Origin of the sequence: Marichromatium purpuratum 984 (assembly GCF_000224005.2) — a bacterium.
Taxonomy (GTDB): Bacteria; Pseudomonadota; Gammaproteobacteria; order Chromatiales; family Chromatiaceae; genus Marichromatium; species Marichromatium purpuratum.
The window spans coordinates 1,209,139-1,225,695 of record NZ_CP007031.1 but is presented as its reverse complement, the minus strand read 5'-3'; the positions used below and the strand labels follow the sequence as shown (position 1 = coordinate 1,225,695).

The 16,557-nt window shown below is 67.8% G+C and carries 23 protein-coding genes, 1 tRNA gene and 3 pseudogenes; 14 read left to right on the top strand and 13 right to left on the bottom strand.

Annotation, left to right across the window (positions count from 1 at the left end; all coding sequences use genetic code 11):
• Positions 1 to 66: 66 nt before the first annotated feature.
• The 9 genes from MARPU_RS05625 to MARPU_RS05580 all read right to left on the bottom strand — a co-directional run bounded on the left by MARPU_RS05625 (position 67) and on the right by MARPU_RS05580 (position 7,228).
• Entirely contained in the window at positions 67 to 327 is a 261-nt protein-coding gene (locus MARPU_RS05625; protein WP_005220662.1) for a hypothetical protein, read from the bottom strand.
• 3 nt (positions 328 to 330) lie between these two features.
• Positions 331 to 2,355: a phage terminase large subunit family protein gene (locus tag MARPU_RS05620; RefSeq protein ID WP_005220660.1), complete on the bottom strand. Its 2,025-nt coding sequence runs from the start codon at positions 2,353 to 2,355 to the stop codon at positions 331 to 333.
• A complete protein-coding gene (locus MARPU_RS16545; RefSeq protein ID WP_005220658.1) occupies positions 2,345 to 2,890 on the bottom strand; it encodes a DUF1441 family protein in 546 nt (181 codons plus the stop codon). Before MARPU_RS16545 ends, MARPU_RS05620 begins: the two co-directional genes overlap by 11 nt.
• Before the next feature lie 51 nt (positions 2,891 to 2,941).
• Positions 2,942 to 3,682, bottom strand: coding sequence for a hypothetical protein (locus MARPU_RS05610; protein ID WP_156929235.1), 741 nt, complete (start codon positions 3,680 to 3,682; stop codon positions 2,942 to 2,944).
• A gap of 22 nt (positions 3,683 to 3,704) precedes the next feature.
• Positions 3,705 to 4,067 (bottom strand): RusA family crossover junction endodeoxyribonuclease, encoded by a 363-nt coding sequence (locus MARPU_RS17040; protein WP_005220655.1) that lies wholly within the window; start codon positions 4,065 to 4,067, stop codon positions 3,705 to 3,707.
• Between the two features lie 212 nt (positions 4,068 to 4,279).
• A complete protein-coding gene (gene ssb, locus MARPU_RS05600; protein WP_005220651.1) occupies positions 4,280 to 4,759 on the bottom strand; it encodes a single-stranded DNA-binding protein in 480 nt (159 codons plus the stop codon).
• Entirely contained in the window at positions 4,759 to 5,580 is an 822-nt protein-coding gene (locus MARPU_RS05595; protein WP_005220650.1) for a hypothetical protein, read from the bottom strand. The genes ssb and MARPU_RS05595 overlap by 1 nt, the downstream gene beginning before the upstream one ends.
• Complete coding sequence (locus MARPU_RS17500; RefSeq protein WP_005220648.1) at positions 5,570 to 6,538, bottom strand: hypothetical protein; 969 nt, start codon at positions 6,536 to 6,538, stop codon at positions 5,570 to 5,572. The genes MARPU_RS05595 and MARPU_RS17500 overlap by 11 nt, the downstream gene beginning before the upstream one ends.
• Positions 6,539 to 6,730: 192 nt before the next feature.
• Positions 6,731 to 7,228, bottom strand: coding sequence for a phage regulatory CII family protein (locus MARPU_RS05580; protein WP_005220645.1), 498 nt, complete (start codon positions 7,226 to 7,228; stop codon positions 6,731 to 6,733).
• 141 nt (positions 7,229 to 7,369) lie between these two features.
• Between MARPU_RS05580 and MARPU_RS05575 the strand changes: the two genes are divergently transcribed.
• Positions 7,370 to 7,564 (top strand): hypothetical protein, encoded by a 195-nt coding sequence (locus tag MARPU_RS05575; RefSeq protein WP_005220643.1) that lies wholly within the window; start codon positions 7,370 to 7,372, stop codon positions 7,562 to 7,564.
• Here the strand turns inward: MARPU_RS05575 and MARPU_RS05570 are convergent.
• Positions 7,537 to 7,746, bottom strand: coding sequence for a hypothetical protein (locus tag MARPU_RS05570; RefSeq protein ID WP_005220641.1), 210 nt, complete (start codon positions 7,744 to 7,746; stop codon positions 7,537 to 7,539). The genes MARPU_RS05575 and MARPU_RS05570 overlap by 28 nt on opposite strands.
• 475 nt (positions 7,747 to 8,221) lie before the next feature.
• Here MARPU_RS05570 and MARPU_RS17035 point away from each other — a divergent pair, with 475 nt between their 5' ends.
• The 13 genes and pseudogenes from MARPU_RS17035 to MARPU_RS05505 all read left to right on the top strand — a co-directional run bounded on the left by MARPU_RS17035 (position 8,222) and on the right by MARPU_RS05505 (position 15,750).
• Entirely contained in the window at positions 8,222 to 8,659 is a 438-nt protein-coding gene (locus tag MARPU_RS17035) for a helix-turn-helix domain-containing protein (RefSeq protein WP_005220635.1), read from the top strand.
• A gap of 126 nt (positions 8,660 to 8,785) precedes the next feature.
• Positions 8,786 to 9,199: a hypothetical protein gene (locus MARPU_RS05555; protein ID WP_005220633.1), complete on the top strand. Its 414-nt coding sequence runs from the start codon at positions 8,786 to 8,788 to the stop codon at positions 9,197 to 9,199.
• Positions 9,196 to 9,600 carry an ArsR/SmtB family transcription factor gene (locus MARPU_RS05550; protein ID WP_005220631.1) on the top strand — a complete coding sequence of 135 codons (405 nt, stop codon included), beginning with the start codon at positions 9,196 to 9,198 and terminating at the stop codon, positions 9,598 to 9,600. Before MARPU_RS05555 ends, MARPU_RS05550 begins: the two co-directional genes overlap by 4 nt.
• A gap of 2 nt (positions 9,601 to 9,602) precedes the next feature.
• Positions 9,603 to 9,872 (top strand): hypothetical protein, encoded by a 270-nt coding sequence (locus MARPU_RS05545; protein ID WP_005220629.1) that lies wholly within the window; start codon positions 9,603 to 9,605, stop codon positions 9,870 to 9,872.
• Positions 9,873 to 9,966: 94 nt separating this feature from the next.
• Positions 9,967 to 10,173: a hypothetical protein gene (locus MARPU_RS05540; RefSeq protein ID WP_005220627.1), complete on the top strand. Its 207-nt coding sequence runs from the start codon at positions 9,967 to 9,969 to the stop codon at positions 10,171 to 10,173.
• A gap of 1 nt (position 10,174) precedes the next feature.
• Positions 10,175 to 10,504 (top strand): hypothetical protein, encoded by a 330-nt coding sequence (locus MARPU_RS05535; protein ID WP_005220625.1) that lies wholly within the window; start codon positions 10,175 to 10,177, stop codon positions 10,502 to 10,504.
• Between the two features lie 105 nt (positions 10,505 to 10,609).
• Positions 10,610 to 11,446 carry a PD-(D/E)XK nuclease-like domain-containing protein gene (locus MARPU_RS05530; protein WP_005220624.1) on the top strand — a complete coding sequence of 279 codons (837 nt, stop codon included), beginning with the start codon at positions 10,610 to 10,612 and terminating at the stop codon, positions 11,444 to 11,446.
• A 12-nt stretch (positions 11,447 to 11,458) separates the two neighbouring features.
• On the top strand, positions 11,459 to 12,808 hold the full coding sequence (recT, locus tag MARPU_RS17030) for a recombination protein RecT (protein WP_005220619.1): 1,350 nt from the start codon (positions 11,459 to 11,461) through the stop codon (positions 12,806 to 12,808).
• 45 nt (positions 12,809 to 12,853) lie between these two features.
• Positions 12,854 to 13,681, top strand: a pseudogene (locus tag MARPU_RS05520) (recombination-associated protein RdgC); the annotation flags it as partial.
• 75 nt (positions 13,682 to 13,756) lie between these two features.
• Positions 13,757 to 14,008: pseudogene (locus tag MARPU_RS18145) on the top strand (DNA translocase FtsK); the annotation flags it as partial.
• Entirely contained in the window at positions 14,005 to 14,265 is a 261-nt protein-coding gene (locus MARPU_RS05515; protein ID WP_005220614.1) for a hypothetical protein, read from the top strand. The pseudogene MARPU_RS18145 and the gene MARPU_RS05515, both read left to right, overlap by 4 nt.
• A 205-nt stretch (positions 14,266 to 14,470) precedes the next feature.
• Positions 14,471 to 14,614, top strand: a pseudogene (locus MARPU_RS18140) (helix-turn-helix domain-containing protein); the annotation flags it as partial.
• A gap of 56 nt (positions 14,615 to 14,670) precedes the next feature.
• Positions 14,671 to 15,750 (top strand): tyrosine-type recombinase/integrase, encoded by a 1,080-nt coding sequence (locus tag MARPU_RS05505; RefSeq protein WP_005220612.1) that lies wholly within the window; start codon positions 14,671 to 14,673, stop codon positions 15,748 to 15,750.
• Between the two features lie 34 nt (positions 15,751 to 15,784).
• Here MARPU_RS05505 and MARPU_RS05500 read toward each other — a convergent pair.
• The 3 genes from MARPU_RS05500 to ihfA form a co-directional block, all read right to left on the bottom strand.
• Positions 15,785 to 15,861: transfer RNA gene (locus tag MARPU_RS05500), tRNA-Pro, on the bottom strand.
• A 38-nt stretch (positions 15,862 to 15,899) separates the two neighbouring features.
• Entirely contained in the window at positions 15,900 to 16,274 is a 375-nt protein-coding gene (locus tag MARPU_RS05495) for a MerR family transcriptional regulator (protein ID WP_005220610.1), read from the bottom strand.
• Positions 16,255 to 16,554, bottom strand: coding sequence for an integration host factor subunit alpha (ihfA, locus tag MARPU_RS05490; protein ID WP_005220608.1), 300 nt, complete (start codon positions 16,552 to 16,554; stop codon positions 16,255 to 16,257). The genes MARPU_RS05495 and ihfA overlap by 20 nt, the downstream gene beginning before the upstream one ends.
• Positions 16,555 to 16,557 lie beyond the last annotated feature (3 nt).

Sequence of the window (16,557 nt, the reverse complement as noted above, 5' to 3'; positions counted from 1 at the left end):
CTCGGGTTGTGTCGTGTCGAGCCTAGGCGCGCGGCGGCGCCAAAAATACCGGAAGCTGCACGCCGGTCAGCGCAACCACTGCGAGCGCCGGCGACGGATGGTGGATGGTGATACGCCGATGCGTCGCGCGGCCTCGTGGATGTCGCGACCGGCGGCGAGCTCGCGGCGGATGGCGTCGTCCCGCGCCACGCGGTCGATGGCGCAGACGTAGACCTCAGCGCCACCGACCCGCTGGCGAATGCGGGCGATGACGCCGCGCACCAGGGTGGGATCGGCGCCGGCGGCGATGAGCTCGTCGGCGGTTTCGTGGAGGACGTCACGGGACATGGGCTACCACCATTGCGAGGCGCGGCGCCGGACGCCCGGGCGGTGAGTGGCCTTGAGGGCGCGGCGCTGGTCGGCGGTGACGACCTCGGTGTTGTCGGTCCAGGCCTCGGCCCAGGCCGGGGGGCGTGCCCAGTCGATGCGGTCGCCACCGCAATGGAGCCATAGCGCCTCGGCGTAGCAGAGCAGGTCCCAGGTCTCGTTGCGGCGGTTGCCGATCTGTCGCCAGCCGTCGGGGGTGCGCTGCTCCGCGGTGAGCTCGTCGCGCTGGGCGCGGCTGAGCCAGGACGGCAGGTGGATGTAGCCCGGCCCCGGGACGTCGCGCGCGAGATCGGCCGAGACGCGGTCCTTGATGCGATCGGCGTTGAGGATAAGCACCGGCACGTCGCCGCGACTGCCGGACTTGCGATCGTGCCGTTTGCTGGTGTCGGGCAGGGTCTCGCGCACCAGTTGGGCGCTCCTCGAGCCGTCGCCACGCACGAGGCGGGCGCGGTGCGCGAGCCCGGCGCGACGCAGCTCGCGCCACCAGGCGTAGGCGCGCGCGGTCGAGTCGGCGCCCTTGGCGCGGTTGGCGTAGCCGCCGAGATCGACCCCGGTGCGGTAGACGCGCAGTTCGCGGTCGTCGGGTAGTCGGTAGGTGGCGTTGATGACGCGATCGGTGAGCTCACTCCAGTGCTCTTGCATGACGGCGGGCTGCAGGGGCTCGCCGGCAGCGGTCTTGCGGATGGCGTAGCGGTCGACGATCCAGCGCTCGCCGCCGATACCGAAGCCGATCACGCAGACCTCAAAGCGGTTGCCCTGGACGTCGACAGCGGCCAGCAGGAGGCGCACGCCGTCCGGCACGCGATAGCGCTCGGCCTCCTCGATGCGGGCGGCCAGGGACTCGGCGCCTCGGGACTCGGCCATGGCGCGCGGCATGTAGGGCATGCCTTGGTCGGTGTTGGTGGTCTGGCGCAGCGCGGTCTCATCGCCGCTCGCCTCGAGTTCGCGCTGGGCGAGCAGCGCGTTGGTGACGAGCGACTCCCACTGCTGGAATGCCGCGGCGCAGCCGAGCACCCAATAGGAGGCAATCGCAGCGGTGCGCGGCGAGCCGTCGAGTTCGCCCTCGCGAAACCAGTGTCCGGCAATGTTGAGTCGGCGCTTGTCGTGCGGCAGGTAGCGCGTCCCGCAGTGCGGACAGCAGATGTGTGCCGTCGCGGCGGAGGCCTCGATGGTTTCAGCCTCGTCGTAGAGCGGCATGGCGGGGGGCTCGAAGCGCGCGCCGCAGCCATCAAGGCACGGCCAGTACCAGCGGCGCCGGTCACCGCGGTTGTAGAGCGGCAGGATGCCGCCCTTGACCGGCGGCGCGGCGTGCGGGCCGTCCGGTGTCCACTGGTTGGTGACGAGTTCGCGCTTGGGGCTGGACTCGACCAGCGTCATGCCTGCCGACATCGCCACCTGGGTGCGCTTGCGGGCCAGGCCGAAGGGCTCGCCCTCGCCGCCGATGTCGTCGGGGAACGAGTCGTAGTCGGTCATCGCCACATAGCGCAGGTCGCGCTGCGCGAGCTGCGAGCTGGTCGGCCAGCCGAGGTTGAGGATCATCCCGTTGCGGTAGGCGATCATCTCGATGGTGGTGTCGTGCTTGCGCGGGCTGAGGCGCTCGCGTAGTCGCGGGCTGTTGCGGTGTAGTCGCTCGATGCGACGCTTGCGGTAGTCGTAGGCCAGGGTTTGGGTCGGGAAGTAGAGGCCCATATCGCCGGGGTCGGCCGTCACGCAGTGCGCGAGCCAGCCGTCGAGAAGGGCCTGGGTCTTACCGGTACGCGCCGGCGAGACGAAGACCACGGCCTCGTGCCGGCGGCTTTTGAGCAGGTCCATCGGCTCGGCCATGTAGGGTGTGAGCTGCGCATCCCAGGGGCCGGAGTAACCACCCGGGGTCTCGATGCGCACGACCTCGGCGGCGCAGGTCGAGACGGCCACGCGCCGCGGCGGGCGGATGATGTCGGCGACATCGCGGCTGATGCCCTGGGCGCTGGCGTAGCGATCAACTGGCATCGGGGACAATCCTCCGGTAGAGGTCCTCGCGCAGGCGATCGACCACACCTTGAGCACGCTCGATGGCGGCGCCGTCGATACCGGCGTCACGCTCCAGGATGTCGGGGAGCGATTCGAGCCCCATGGCCACGCCCTGGAGCACGGCCGACAGGGTGCGCTCGAACTCGGCGGCGGGGAGCAGTTCGCCGCACTCCTGTAGGTGCTTTGTTCGCTCCCTGGCCCCTTTGTACCAGTCGAGCCGATCTTTCGGGGCCATCTTCTCCGGGTCATCGCCATCTTCTGGCGCGTCGCCACCGAACCGCCATCGCGCCACCTCGAGCAGGTCGATGCGCCACTGCCGGCCTCGACCACCGCGCTCAACCACCGGGCAGCCGCGACGCAACCACGCATCCACGGTCGGCACAGACACTTCGAAGAACTCGGCCACCTGCGCCTTGTTCGCCAACCGCCCCGCCGGCAGCGCCGCTAGATCATTGATGACCGACACCAGAAACAACCCCAAGCAACCGAAAAACGCGCGAATGTCGAGCTGCAACGAACCCGCGGGCGAAGGGGCCCGGGAAGGACCCGGGGCGAGGACTGACGATCACGATCCCCTCCTCGTTCGCTGTCGAGCCAGCTCGCGCGTCAACTCGCGGTCGAACGCAGCGGGAAACGCATCATCGACTGTCTTGCGCGCCACCCGCACCCAGTTGAGCTGCGGCCGATACTCCGCGCCGCGGACGAAATAGAGCATCGGATGAATGCCCGAGCCATCGCGCTTGTAGATGCCGGGTCGAATCCCCCGCGCCTGCGGTGAGCCAACCTCGACGGCGAAGAAGGTGGCGCGTGCACGAGGCCTGGTCGAGGAGCGGTTGAGCCTGCGAGCTCGACCGGTGTAGGCGCGCAGAAACGAGAGGATGCGCGCATACTCGCTCGGCTTCGGGTTCCCGTAGGCATTGAGCGGCATCGCTGGCCCGGGCACCACCCGCCAGCCGGCGGGCATGATCCCCATTCGGCTCAACCGCGATTCCGTGCCCTTCTCGGCGCGACGACCTCCGATGACATGCGGGCGCACCGTCTCGGACCAGCGCATCAGCGCGTCCCGCTTCGCGTCGACATGACCGACTTGCGCACTGGGCTGCTGTGCCCGCCCCTTCTGGACGTAGACTGATCGCAGCACATAGGGCGTCGGCCGATCGAAGACCTGGCGCATCTCATCCTGCTCAGCCGCGCGCACCTTGAAGGCGGCATCGTTCACCGACCGCGAGAGCATGTACGGCAACTGCCGCTCGAGCCCCTTGATCGCGGCCTGGACCGCTTTCAGCCCCGAGGTCTTGATATCCATCATTTGCCCAACCTCGTTCGCATCAGCGCACCTCGATTCGCACTGTCAGGCCGCCACCCGGCAGCCCCTCGCCAACCTCCGCGCCAATCCGCACCACCTGCCGGTCGTTGTCGTAGGCGGTGCCCTGCAGCGCATCGAGCGTCGGCTTGATGATGTTGTCGAGATCGAGGCGTTGCCGGCTCGGGCGCCCCTTGGCGGTGAGCCGCGGATGCAGCACCAGCGCCACCGCGACATCGCTACTGGTCGATCTGACCCCAGCGGCCTGGGCTCGCCATGCAGCCTCGCGCTGCCAGCGCTCCGCGTCCGCCGACGGCACGACTCGCCCACGGACGTGGCGCCACATCCGGTTGGCGCTGGGCGGGTAAGGGAGTAGCACCTCAATCATCCTCGGCGTCCCGCCGCTCAGCCTCATCACTACCCGGCTCATAGCACCCCGCCGGGCAGGCGGAGAGCCGCCGAGCGGGCCAGCCGTAGATCCCGCGCTCGCAGCGTTCGGGACGATAGTGAGTGCAGCTCCAGCAGGTGAGCGGCGGGGCGTCCTCGTGTCCGCTGGTTCGATCAAATGTGTTCTGATAACTCATTTGGCGGACGGGGCGCTCAGAACGGGATGTCATCGTCATAGTCCGCACCAGAGGGCGTAGGGTGATTGCTGGGAGCCGGAGCGCCGCCGCCATGGCTTCGCCCGGCCTGGGTGCTCTGACGGCCTCCTGCGCCCGCCTGCCCGTCCCCAGACCCGTCGAGCATCTGCATGGTCCCGCTGATGTCGACCACCACCTCGGTGGTGTAGCGATCCTGGCCGTCCTTGCCCTGAAATTTACGGGTGCGCAGCCTGCCCTCGATATAGACCTTCGAGCCCTTGCGCAGATACTGCTTGGCGACCTCGGCGACCTTGCCGAAGATGGCCACGTTGTGCCATTCGGTGCGCTCGCGGGTCTCGCCGGTGGCGCGGTCCCGCCAGCTCTCGCTGGTGGCGATCCGCAGGTTGGCCACAGCGTCGCCGCTGGGCATGTGGCGGATCTCGGGGTTGGCCCCAAGGTTGCCGACCAGGATCACCTTGTTGATGCCTCTCTGGGCCATCAGCCCGCCTCCTTCGCGTGTTGGTTCCGGTGCGCCTCGAGAGCGGCAAGCGCCGCGCGCTTGCGCGCGGCGATCGTCTCCGTCCGGCTCGGCCCCTCCGGCTCGGCGCGGCGCCCGGCGCTGGTGATCGCCTCCCGAAGCTCGGCCAGGCGGCGGCGCGTCTTGGCCTCGTCGCCGCCAGGGAATGGCACGACCGTCGAGCTACCGGTGAGCAGGCCTGCAACCGCGGCAGCCGGCCCCTCGGGCTCTGGCGGCGGCAGGTGCGGCGCGGCCTGCTCCTGCGTGATGAGTTTGCGCTCGACGGCCGCCTGCGCCGCCCTGGCTCGCAGCTCAGGGTCCCAGCCGAGCGAGAGCCGCCATACGGTCGGGCGCCCCTCGGCGCGCTGCGAGGTGATCGCACGGTCATAGGCGGCCCGGAACGCCATTCGCGCGCCGATCTTGTCGCCGGTCGCCCACACGCCCGATGCGGCAGCCGCCGCAGTCAGCACCTCCTCGGTCGCGCATACCGATGCGCTCTCGTCGAACACCTCGAGCGCGAGCGTCCAGGCCTCGTCGGCGCTCAGCGCACCGCCGCCGATCGCCTCCGCCGCAGCGAGCAGGTCGGCAGGCTTCGGGAAGAAGCGCCCGCGCACCGGATCTCGGCGATGAGCGCGCACCAGCTGCTCGAACGCCTCGATCGGCAGATGGCCGAGATCCTCCCAGTAGAGCCGGACCAGCCCGGGGGAGATCTGGCGCTCATAGAGCTCGCCGAGGTCGTTCATGATCGCCAGGAACTGGCGCTTCGTTTCGGCCACGCTTGGCCGCGTGCTGCTATCCGACATGGCTGAATACCCCCTCGATGACCTGCTCGTCGCCTTCGTTGATCCATGCGGCCAGCTCGTCGTTGCCGCTGTGCCGCTGCTCGACCTGCTTCTGGAACCCCTCGACCTTGACCGCGTTCCGGCAGATCAGCTCGATGTCGTCGTAGCGCTTGCGGCTCGGGTTCTGCCCGCAGTGCCAGGGCGAGGCGCGACAGCCGTCAACGGCGCGCTTCAGATCCTCCGTGCTGTAGCCGTCCTTCAGTCGTGCGGCGATCGTCCGCCGCCGCTTCGAGTCGAGCTTGGCGCGCGGGTGGTCCAGCGCGGCGCGCCAGTAGTCGAAGACCTCTCGCACCGCGTCGGCCTTGTCGGGCAATCGGCGTGTGGCGATCGGCGTGGGCGGAGTGGGTGCGTGGCTCGTGGAGTCCGTGCGCGGCTTGGCTGGCTGGTCGGGTTCGCGAGCAGCGAACTCGACAGGTTCGTAAGAACCTCCTGTATCCGGTAAACCGGATACCGGATGTGTGCCCCTCTTCCTCGTCTCCGGGTCTGCCTCACGTCTGCCCTGCATCTCTGGCGAGGCCGCGTCGTTGTTGGGTTTCGGTGTGCCCTGGTTGCTCTGCCCCACGTCTGCCCCACGTCTGCCCCACTTCTCGGAGGCAGACGAATCCACGTCGGCGAGGGGAAGCCGAAAAATGAGCTGTCGATCAGCGGGGATGCGCTCGATCAACCCCGCGCGCTCCAGCAGCTCCAGGGCGTGACGCACCGCCTTCGGTGAGGGATCACCAGCCTCACGCCGCCCCTGTCCGTGCTCGACGTGCAGCGTCTCGGCGAGCCCTCGCAGCGAGATCCCGCGCCGCTGCCCGACGATGCCGCTGGCGTAGTCCATGTGTGGGCGCAGCGCGCGCAGGTAGATCAGCTGGGCGCTCCACGGCAGGCCATGGAGCGCGTCGTCCTCGGACTCATTCCACGCTGTGCGTCGCACTGGACACCCCCCGCGCCTCGCGCGCAAACCGCTCGCCAGAGGCCAGCATCCGCCGCTCCAGGCGCCGCATCGCAACAGCCTCAGCCCAGTCGCCCCGATGCTCCAGCGCTCGCCATCGCGCCCCGGCATGTCGCGCCACGGCGCGGGCATGCTCGGCGAGGCGCAGTAGCTCGGCGTTGATTGTCCGGTCCATCACGCGCCTCCCACGGCGCGCAGCGCCCGTCGCTCCTCGGCCTGAGTCTCGGCCTCGGCCAGGGCATCGAGCCGCGAGAGCAGCTCCAGGTTGGCGCGGATCGCCACCGAGGCACGTTCGCGAATCCGGCGCGCCTCCTCGCGGGTGATGCGCCGATCCTCGAACGCCCGATGCAGCTCGGCATCGACTTCACCCCGAGCGGCGCCCAGGGCGGTGATGCACGAGATCAGCTCGGCGTCAGAGCAGTCCCGGTACGCTCCCAGCGAGACGGCGCCGTAGCCGAACTCGGCGCACAGCGCGTGCAGCGGGCCGTGGTCGCTGGTCACCCGCATGGCGGCGCGCAGCGTGTTGATGCCGAGCTGGTTGCGGTCCTGGAAGGTCGCCTGATTGAAGAACACGCCGGGGCGTCGGTCGATGGCCTTCGCGAGCCCGACATAGCCGCCGGGCTTGTAGCTGGCAGCCATCTCGGAGATGGCGGTTTCAACGGGGTCGTGCATGGGACTGACTCCTTGGATCACGTGGAAGCGATCGCCTGCCTGGCGCACCATCAGCCGAAAGAGCGCCCGGCGCGGAAAAGGCGGAGATCCCCATGCTAGGCTCGTGGTTACCACACACACTTGCGTTCACAGGAGACCTCCATGGAAATCACAATCGAGCAACGGATTGCGCTGATGCAGCTGGCCAAGGACATCGCGAGCCGGGAAGATCCACAGAACTTCATGAAGCGGCACTCGGTGGAGTGGCGGGACAACGCCCCGCCAACCCAAGTCGAGATGACCCTGTCGGCTTACCACCAACTCTTGGCTCAGGTCTTGGACAGCCCGCCCAAGTAGTCCTTCATCATCCCGATCGCCATAACGCCTCCGTACTCCGCCTGGATCGCAATCCAGGCGGAGTCCAGCGGTCTTGCGCCCCGCTTTTCACCCTCGCGCAGCAGGGCGGCGATCTCAGACGCCAGGGTCAGGGTCTCTTTGGATTCCTGGTCGGGGCGCATCAGGGAGGTGCGTTCGTTCATGCCGGGTCTCCTGGTGGGGTTGTATCGCGATCGTCGTCGCGCGAGCCCTCGGGACAAGCCAAAGCCTTCAGGATCGCCACCAAGGCGGAGCGCAAGCTGTCGGGCGGCGGCGCCTCGTCAAGCGCCCTGGGCGCGACAGAGACCTCCCTGGTCGGAGTTGAGTCGTTGTTGGGCATGCCGGGTCTCCTTGGTGGGTTAGGCGGCGGCGCGGGGCGTCTGGGTAGGGTCGCCCAGGCTGCGGAACACTTCCGGGCGCGCGAGCCGTAGGTAGTCCAAGCGGTACTCAGGGATGCCGTTCTTGCGCCACCCAGAGACGGACGGCGGGCGCACCTTGCAGAGCTTGGCCGTGGCAGCGGTACCGCCGAGAGCATCGATCACAGTGTTTGCGTCCATAGCGATGATGTTAGGCATAACTAATCACGCGGTCAAGGATCGCTTAAGCCCACCTATTTTTCAAGGTGTTAGGCTTCCCTACATGAAAACGACTTGGAATGACCGCCTCCGAGACGCCCTAGCTGCGCGCGAAAAGTCGCCGGCAGAGCTCTCACGCGCCGTCGGCGTCAAGCCGCCAACGGTGCACGGCTGGTTGCATGGCGGCATCAAGAACCTGAAGGGCGAGAACCTTGTTCGGGTGTGCAGCTATCTGCACATACGCCAGGAGTGGCTGCTATATGGACGCGGAGAGATGGAAGAGCAGCCCCGACACGAGCAACCACCAGCAACCCCCGCGAACGACCCGGGAGACGATCCGCGACTATCGGAACTGCCGGCGAAATACCAAGCGATCATCAGGCTGCTGGAGGGCTTCCCGCAAAGCGAGGTCGACCAGCTCGTGCATGATCTTGGTGAGAAAAAATCGTACTACGACCGGCTCTTGAAGGAGCTTCTGGAGAACCGTAGGGCAGCCGGTTGATTGCTCGCTAATCCATCGAAGTTAGGCGTGATTCGTTCCGCCTAACTTTTTTCTTGACCTGATTATTAGGCATGACTAACATCTGTCTCGAAGCCGCACCTAATGCAGCAACCGAGGGAGACCACCATGCACCCCGACGACAACCCCTACGCCGAGCACGACCACAGGTCCGACCTGCTCGCCAAGATCAGCACCGAAGAAGAGTTGCTGCGTCAATGGCCCAACGCTGACGGCCCGCACTACCCGGTCGGCATCGACCACGCCATCTACAACATCGGCCACGGCGTCTACGCAGCCATCTGCGGCGTCTGCGGGCATGTGTCCGAGTACAGCTGGCAGGCTGGCTGCGGGCGCTGCCCGCGCTGCGAGGCCGAGTTGACCGAGTCCATGGACGGCGTCGAGCTGCTGGCTGAGCGAGTCGATCGACTCACCGACGCCGACCTCACGGCGCTATCCCGCAGCGTTGAGGTGCTGCGCGACCGGCTGCGCGCCGAGGTGCATCAGCGGGTCGAGCGGCTGGACCGGAGGGCCGCAGCATGAGCATCCATCCAGCCCACGACGCACCCTGGCGCCCGCTGCGCCCACGCCTGCCGGACGCGAGCAGTGGCTGGCGTCCGCCCCACACGGCGCGCATCACCTGCCTACCCGTGCGCCCGCAGCCCGAGGCCACCGGCCCGGCATCGCTCACGCTGGCCGATCGACTGCTCGGGCGGCTGGCCGACGGATCCGCGATGAGCGTCACCGAGCTCGCGAACGCCGCCGACACGACGACCGCTCGCGCCAAGCACGCGCTCCGTGCGCTGCGCGAGGCCGGGCGGATCGAGATCGTCGGTAACAGCCCTGCTCGCGAGCGCCGGTATCGGCGCACTGACTCCGTGGCGCGCCGCGCCGAATTCCGCGGGCCGATCGCCCCGATCGCCCCGAAGACCCCGTGGAGGTAGCCATGCCCAAGATCACGATCCATGTCGCAGACCAGCGCTCCGCCGCCGAAATCGCCGCGTGGCTGCGCGAGGTCTGCGCCGACGTCCGCCAGGACGGCGCAGGCGGCATCGTCGCCATCGACCGGGCGCTGAGCGACGCCGAGCGCGCCGCGCTCCCGCCGCTGCCGCGCACTCGGGCGCAGGCCGCCGGTGACAACGTCCTGCCGCTGCGCCGCCCGGTGCGTCGCTGGCCGCCGTCGCGCCCGGGGCGACCGGGAGGGGATGCGGCATGAGTCGCCCGCAGCTGATCTCCACTTGGGCGCTTCTGCTCGGCGGCTCGATCGCACTGCAGGTAGCTATCGCCATCGCAGCATGGAGGCTCACGTCATGAGCACCCGCAACGACACTCGCGTCGCCCTCGCGCTCTGCGCATTGGCGGCTCGCTGCGGCTGCCGCGTCATCGCAGCCACGGCGCACGCAGGGCGGCCCACGGTGCGCGTCGATCGCGCGCCTGATCCGCGGCGGCTGCGGCTGCGCGAAACCAACGACCATGCCGCCCGCGTCTCTGGCGTGCGGCTCACGTGGAGGGCCTGAGATGGCTATCGACGATCTCCGGCGGATGATCGCCGGGCACAACGCCGACGATGACGTCGAGGCGTGTCTCGACCGGGCTGGCTGCAGCGAGGCCGGCGATGAGTTCGCGCGGTCGAGCTGGCCGATCCCTGCGCTGCGCGACGAGATCGTCTCGGCGCTCGACATCGCCATCGGCCTGCACCGCGCCCGCCAGGTCGCACCCGCCGGCGCCCTCGACGAGGACTGCGTCTATCACTGCGCTGCCGCACTGCAGGGCGTGACCGAGCTGTGCGCTCGACTACTGGCTGATATCCCTGATGGGGTGGAGCGGGAGGCACGTGATGCGGCCTGATCTGATGGAGCTGCTCGCCCGGGCTGATCGGGCGTTGGGTATTGGCGTCGCCGCGACGCTGGTGGGCGCACTGCTGCTGGTCGCGTTAGCGGCGGGAGGTGGGGCGTGAGTGCTGTAGCTGTGGCGGCGGATTACGCCAGCGTCGATGGGTATCCGCTGGGCGTGCATCACGGCATCCCATTCGAAACCTATCTGCGACTGCCTGCGATCTCCTCGCACGGCCTGATGCTCATCGAGCGCAGCCCGATGCACTACCGGCACGCGATCGAGTCGCCGCACAAACCGACCCAGGCTCAGGCGCTCGGCACCCTGGTGCATGCGCTCACGCTGACGCCAGACCTTGAGGAGTACACCGTTGCGCCGGTCGTCGATCGGCGCACGAAGGCAGGCAAGGCGGAGTGGGCAGAGTTCCAGGCTGACGCCGAGGCGCGAGGACTGCTGGTGGTGACCGCCGACCAGATGACGCGAGCGCAGGCGATGCGCGACGCCGTCATAGCCCAGCCGTTCGCCCGCGCCCTGCTCGCCGATGGTGACCCCGAGGTGACGATGCTGTGGGAGCGCGACGGCGTCTCCTGCAAGGCGCGTGCTGATTGGGTCTGCGGCGGCCATCAGGTGATCGTCGACCTCAAGACCGCCGCCGACGCCAGTGAGCAAGGCTTCCGTCGTGCGGTCGGGCAGTGGCGCTACCACATGCAGGCGGCGCACTACATCGACGCGGCCCGCGCCACCGGCCTCGGCGAGCGGACTTTCGTGTTCATCGTCGTCGAGAGCGAGCCGCCGCACGGCGTCGCGCTCTACCAGCTCGGCGAGCGTGAGCTGCACGCCGGGGGCGTCCGCATCCGCCGCGCGATGGATGCATACCGAGAGTGCGTCGACACCGGGAGCTGGCCCGGCTATCCGACCGAGATTTCACCCATTGAACTGGCGCCCTGGGCGCTGTGAGGAGGACCTGACATGCTGCCTGCCCAGAAGCAGAACTACACCACCATCGCACAGATGATGGAGAGGAACCGCGACAGCATCGCGGCGGCGCTGCCCAAGCACTTGACCGCCGAGCGTCTGAGCCGTGTCGCGCTCGGCGAACTGCGCACGAATCCAAGGCTGCTGGATTGCAACCCGACCAGCCTCATGAGCGCGATCGTCAAGGCGAGCCAGCTCGGCCTGGAAGTCGGCTCGGCTATGGGGCACGCCTACCTCGTCCCCTACAAGACTGAATGCACGCTGATCATCGGTTATCGCGGCATGATCGCGCTCGCGCGTCGCTCCGGCGAGATCCAGTCGATCACCGCGCGCGTGGTCTATGCCCGCGACACCTTCGAGCTGGAGTACGGCCTTGAGGAGAAGTTGCGCCACATTCCCAGTACCGACGAAGACCCCGGCCAGGTAACGCACGTCTACGCCGTCGCCAAGCTGCGTGACGGCGGCATCCAATACGAAGTCATGACGCGCGCTGAAGTCGAGGCGGTCCGTAAGCGGTCGCGGGCCGGAGGCAACGGCCCCTGGGTGACCGATTGGAGCGAGATGGCACGCAAGACCGTCATGCGCCGCCTCTTCAAGTACCTGCCGATGTCGATCGAGATGGCAGATGCGATGACTGCCGAGGCAGATGAGGATCGGCTGCCGGAGCGCGCTGTGGCCGCTACGGTGGTTGACCTTAACACTCATCTCGCGGCCAGCGTCGAGCGCGAGAGCCCCATCGCAGGCGGCCAGCAGCCGTCGGTTACGCCGGAGGGGGGTAACCTCAAGCCGACCACCGGTCACCACTCCAGCACCGGCCCCAGCACCAGCGCTGACGCGGCCTCAGCGCAAAGCAATGCCGCGCTGAGCACCACCTCAGAGCAGGCACCGGAGGAGGTCGACGGCAGCCTCGGCGACGGAGACGACGCCGTCGACGCCCGCGGCATCCCCTGGGATGAGCGCATCCACTCGTCGAGCCGGGCTCGCACGGCCGACGGGTCGTGGCGGCGCAAGCGCGGCGTCGACCCGATGACTGTCGAGCGGATCGAGCGGGAGCTGATGGATGAGGAGGGCGACCCGACCGCCAATCCGCCGTCGGACGAGAGCGGCCAGGACCAGGGCCAGGACCAATCTGCCGCGCCGCCGCTCACCATCGACCGCATCCTGACCGGTATCGCGTCCGCCAAGGATGTGGACGCGATCGACGAGTGGCTCGACCTGTCGCGCACGATCCCGATCGGTCCCAGTCATCGCGCCGAGATTGAGCGCGCCGAGCACGAGCGGCGCAACTACCTGGACGACCACCTACTGGACGACAGCCTAGAGACGCGAGCCGTTCGCTTCTGACGCATTTGCCAGCATGCCCGGCGCCAAGCCGGGCAAGGAGATCGCATGTTCAAGAACGCCAGACTCTATCGTCTCGAGCAACCCGTCCGCATCGACGGTCAGGAGCTGGAGACCCAGCTCGCCGGACGTCGGTTCCGACCCTGCGGTCCGCTGGAGACCGCGACCATGGGCTGGAGCGCGCCGCTCGGCGAGGACGGCGGTGCACTGGTCCACCCCCTCGAGGGCTGTCTGCTGATCTGCGCGCGCAAGCAGGAGCGTCTGCTGCCGACGGCGGCGGTAAAGGAGGCACTGGAGGAGCGTATCGGTGAGATCGAGGCCGGCGAGTCGCGCGAGGTCGGGCGCACCGAGCGGCGTCGGCTGCGCGAGCAGATCGTCGACGAGATGCTGCCGCGCGCCTTCACCCGCTCGCGCCGCACCCTCGCCTACCTCGACACCAAGAGTGGCTGGATGGTGATCGACGCGGCCACCGAGAAGCAGGCCGAGGATGTCGTCTCGCTGCTGCGCGAGACCCTGGGCGGCCTGTCGGCACGACCGCCAGCACCGACGAGCGAGCACCCCGCCGAGGTGCTCTCGCGCTGGCTGCTCGACGACACCGCCCCGGCCTACTTCACCGTCGGCGACGCCTGCGAGCTGCGCGACCCCAGCGACGAGGCCGACGTGGTGCGGATCAGCGGTGGCGACCCCACCAGCGACGAGGCGCTCGCCCACCTGCGCACCGGCAAGCGCGCGGTCAAGCTTGCGCTGACCTGGGACGAGCGCTTCAGCTTCACCCTCGCCGACGACCTGTCTCTGAGGCGGCTGCGCATGACCGAGGGGCTGCTCGATACCCTCGACGACGAGATCGAGGACCCGGCGGTGCGCTTCGAGACCGAGTTCGCGCTGTTCGCGCTGCAGCTGCGCAACCTGCTCGCGCGGCTCGAGACGGTGTTCGGTCTCGGCAGGGTGCGGGGCAGCGACGCCGAGGCCGCCGACCCGCTGCTCGACGAGGCGGTGCAGATCGTCACCGAGACCCGCCACGCCTCCATCTCCGGGGTGCAGCGCCGGCTCAAGATCGGCTACAACCGCGCCGCGCGCCTGATCGAGGAGATGGAGTGCAGTGGCATCGTCGGCCCAGCCGAGACCAATGGCAATCGCGAGGTCTTGGCGCTGGAGGTCGCGCGGCGGCACGGAAGGGCGACTGAGCGAGGTGGACTGCGATGAGCTGGGGCAAAGACGGTCCTGTCGTGCCAGACGACGCCCCAGCCATCCGCGAGATCGAGGCTGCGATGGACTGCCTCGTCCACGCCGGCGTCCACATAACGCGCGCGCAGCTCGCCATGGGCGAGGATCTAGGGGGGAACGGGAAGCTGAAATCGATCTGGCTCCAGAGAGCCAGCGCAGTCGAGGCGCTGCGAGGAGTGCGTCTGGAGTATCAGTACGGGCCGAGGCGCGACGCGCAAATGGAGATGGCGGTATGAGTACACCACACCCCGAAACCGCTCGCCGTCGCGCCCGCGACCTGGTCGAGCACGGCGCAAGCATCAGCGCTGCAGCCGATGCGGTCGACGCCGATCGCCATACTGTCGCGCGCTGGATCGGCCGGCGGCGGGCGCGGCGGCCCGGGGTGCGGTCGGTAACTGTGCGAGCGGGGCGGCATGAGTGGCGCAGCCTGGAGTGGTCGCGATGAGGACGCTCGACCTGCACGAGGCCGCAGAGTTCCTGCGGATGCACCCAGAGACGCTGCGCCGGCGCGCTGTCGCTGGCGAGATCCCGAGCGCGAAGCCGGGGAAGCACTGGGTCTTCATCGACGATGATCTGGCCGACTGGCTGCGCGGTCACTATGCTGACCGTGCAGCGCGAGCGGCGGAGCCGAGGAGTGAGAGATGCTCTACCGCAGGAAGAACAGCCGATACTGGTGGTGTCGATTCACGGCGGGCGGCAAAGAGATACGCCAGTCTACTGGCACCGCGGACAAGAAAGCAGCAGAGGAGTACGAAGCGAAACTGAAAGGCGAGCACTGGCGTCGCGCTCGCATGGGCGAGAAGCCACGCCGGAGCTGGGAAGAGGCGGTGGTGCGATGGATCGAGGAGACATCACACAAGGCCAGCCACGAGGATGATCTCTACCACCTGCGCTGGATCGATCCGCATTTCGCAGGGCTGATGCTTGACGAGATCACCCGCTCCAAGCTGCGCGCGTTGGCGGCGGCGCGCAGCGCGACAAACGTCAGCAACGCCACGATCAACCGGATGCTGTCGGTCGCGCACGCGATCTTGCGGCGCGCCGAGCGCAATTGGGAGTGGATCGATCACGCGCCTACCATCCCCCTCTTGCCGGAGCCGCAGAAGCGCATACGGTGGTTGACCAGGGATGAGGCAGATCGATTGATCGCGGAGCTGCCGGAGCATTTAGCGGACATGGCGCGCTTCTCGCTATCGACCGGATTGCGTGAGTCCAATGTGACGGGGCTCGAGTGGAGCCAAGTTGACCTGGCACGCCGAGTCGCCTGGATTCACGCCGATCAGGCCAAGGCTCGGCGCGCCATCGGCATCCCTCTCAACACCGACGCCGTACTGGTATTGCGCCGGTGGCAAGGGCGACACCCCCGCCGAGTCTTTGTCTTTCGCCGGACGGACCCGGCGGACGGCGAGATCAAGTGGATGCCGGTCGCCAAGGCGGGAGGGGGAGCGTGGAGAAAAGCGTTGAGGCGCGCCGGGATCGAGAACTTCAGGTGGCATGACTTGCGTCACACGTGGGCGAGCTGGCACGTGCAGGGCGGTACCCCGCTGCACGTTCTGCAGGAGCTCGGCGGCTGGAGCGATCTGGGGATGGTGCAGAAATACGCCCACCTCGCCCCCGAACATCTGGCGGAATATGCCGCCAAGATCGAAACCCCTGTGCGAGCAGTTTCGCACACTATCCGGCACACCGACGGTGCAGGCAAGAAAAAAGCGGCTACGTAAATCTACGTAGCCGCTTGATTCTGATGCTTTATTTTGGTCGGGGCGAGAGGATTTGAACCTCCGACCACCTGAACCCCATTCAGGTGCGCTACCAGGCTGCGCTACGCCCCGTGAAGAGACCATCATATTATCGGGCTAGTGGTCTCTTGTCAACGCCTCAGGACCTGAAGGATCTCTTCGAGTTCCAGACGCATCTGCCGGAGCAGTTGGTGCGTCTGGTTGAGGTCGTTGCGTGCGCCCTCGCCGCTGAGCTGCTGACGGGCGCCACCGATGGTGAAACCCTGGTCGTAGAGCAGGTTGCGGATCTGGCGCACCATCAGCACGTCGTGGCGCTGATAGTAGCGGCGGTTGCCGCGCCGTTTCACCGGTTTGAGCTGGGGGAACTCCTGCTCCCAGTAGCGCAGCACGTGCGGCTTGACGCCGCACAGCTCGCTGACCTCACCGATGGTGAAATAGCGCTTGCCGGGGATGGGCGGGAGTTCGCCCTCCCCCTGGCTGCCGACGCTACCTTTCGTTTCCGGCATAGGCTTCCACCCGCGATTTGAGCTTTTGGCCTGGACGGAAGGTGACGACGCGACGCGCGGTGATCGGGATCTCTTCCCCGGTCTTGGGGTTGCGGCCGGGGCGCTCCTTCTTCTCGCGCAGATCGAAATTGCCGAACCCGGACAGCTTGACCTGTTCGCCGCGCTCGAGCGCGGTGCGGATCTCCTCGAAGAACATCTCGACGATGTCCTTGGCCTCGCGCTTGTTGAGCCCCAATTCGTCGAACAGATGTTCAGCCATGTCGGCTTTGGTCAAAGCCATACC

Excerpts from the sequence above, each read along its gene's own strand:
- MARPU_RS05625 (WP_005220662.1), bottom strand. The coding sequence starts at position 327 with ATGTCCCGTGACGTCCTCCACGAAACCGCCGACGAGCTCATCGCCGCC.
- MARPU_RS05620 (WP_005220660.1), bottom strand. The coding sequence starts at position 2,355 with ATGCCAGTTGATCGCTACGCCAGCGCCCAGGGCATCAGCCGCGATGTC.
- MARPU_RS05610 (WP_156929235.1), bottom strand. The coding sequence starts at position 3,682 with ATGGATATCAAGACCTCGGGGCTGAAAGCGGTCCAGGCCGCGATCAAG.
- MARPU_RS17040 (WP_005220655.1), bottom strand. The coding sequence starts at position 4,067 with ATGATTGAGGTGCTACTCCCTTACCCGCCCAGCGCCAACCGGATGTGG.
- ssb (WP_005220651.1), bottom strand. The coding sequence starts at position 4,759 with ATGGCCCAGAGAGGCATCAACAAGGTGATCCTGGTCGGCAACCTTGGG.
- MARPU_RS05595 (WP_005220650.1), bottom strand. The coding sequence starts at position 5,580 with ATGTCGGATAGCAGCACGCGGCCAAGCGTGGCCGAAACGAAGCGCCAG.
- MARPU_RS05580 (WP_005220645.1), bottom strand. The coding sequence starts at position 7,228 with ATGCACGACCCCGTTGAAACCGCCATCTCCGAGATGGCTGCCAGCTAC.
- MARPU_RS05575 (WP_005220643.1), top strand. The coding sequence starts at position 7,370 with ATGGAAATCACAATCGAGCAACGGATTGCGCTGATGCAGCTGGCCAAG.
- MARPU_RS05570 (WP_005220641.1), bottom strand. The coding sequence starts at position 7,746 with ATGAACGAACGCACCTCCCTGATGCGCCCCGACCAGGAATCCAAAGAG.
- MARPU_RS17035 (WP_005220635.1), top strand. The coding sequence starts at position 8,222 with ATGAAAACGACTTGGAATGACCGCCTCCGAGACGCCCTAGCTGCGCGC.
- MARPU_RS05555 (WP_005220633.1), top strand. The coding sequence starts at position 8,786 with ATGCACCCCGACGACAACCCCTACGCCGAGCACGACCACAGGTCCGAC.
- MARPU_RS05550 (WP_005220631.1), top strand. The coding sequence starts at position 9,196 with ATGAGCATCCATCCAGCCCACGACGCACCCTGGCGCCCGCTGCGCCCA.
- MARPU_RS05545 (WP_005220629.1), top strand. The coding sequence starts at position 9,603 with ATGCCCAAGATCACGATCCATGTCGCAGACCAGCGCTCCGCCGCCGAA.
- MARPU_RS05540 (WP_005220627.1), top strand. The coding sequence starts at position 9,967 with ATGAGCACCCGCAACGACACTCGCGTCGCCCTCGCGCTCTGCGCATTG.
- MARPU_RS05535 (WP_005220625.1), top strand. The coding sequence starts at position 10,175 with ATGGCTATCGACGATCTCCGGCGGATGATCGCCGGGCACAACGCCGAC.
- recT (WP_005220619.1), top strand. The coding sequence starts at position 11,459 with ATGCTGCCTGCCCAGAAGCAGAACTACACCACCATCGCACAGATGATG.
- MARPU_RS05515 (WP_005220614.1), top strand. The coding sequence starts at position 14,005 with ATGAGCTGGGGCAAAGACGGTCCTGTCGTGCCAGACGACGCCCCAGCC.
- MARPU_RS05505 (WP_005220612.1), top strand. The coding sequence starts at position 14,671 with ATGCTCTACCGCAGGAAGAACAGCCGATACTGGTGGTGTCGATTCACG.
- MARPU_RS05495 (WP_005220610.1), bottom strand. The coding sequence starts at position 16,274 with ATGCCGGAAACGAAAGGTAGCGTCGGCAGCCAGGGGGAGGGCGAACTC.
- ihfA (WP_005220608.1), bottom strand. The coding sequence starts at position 16,554 with ATGGCTTTGACCAAAGCCGACATGGCTGAACATCTGTTCGACGAATTG.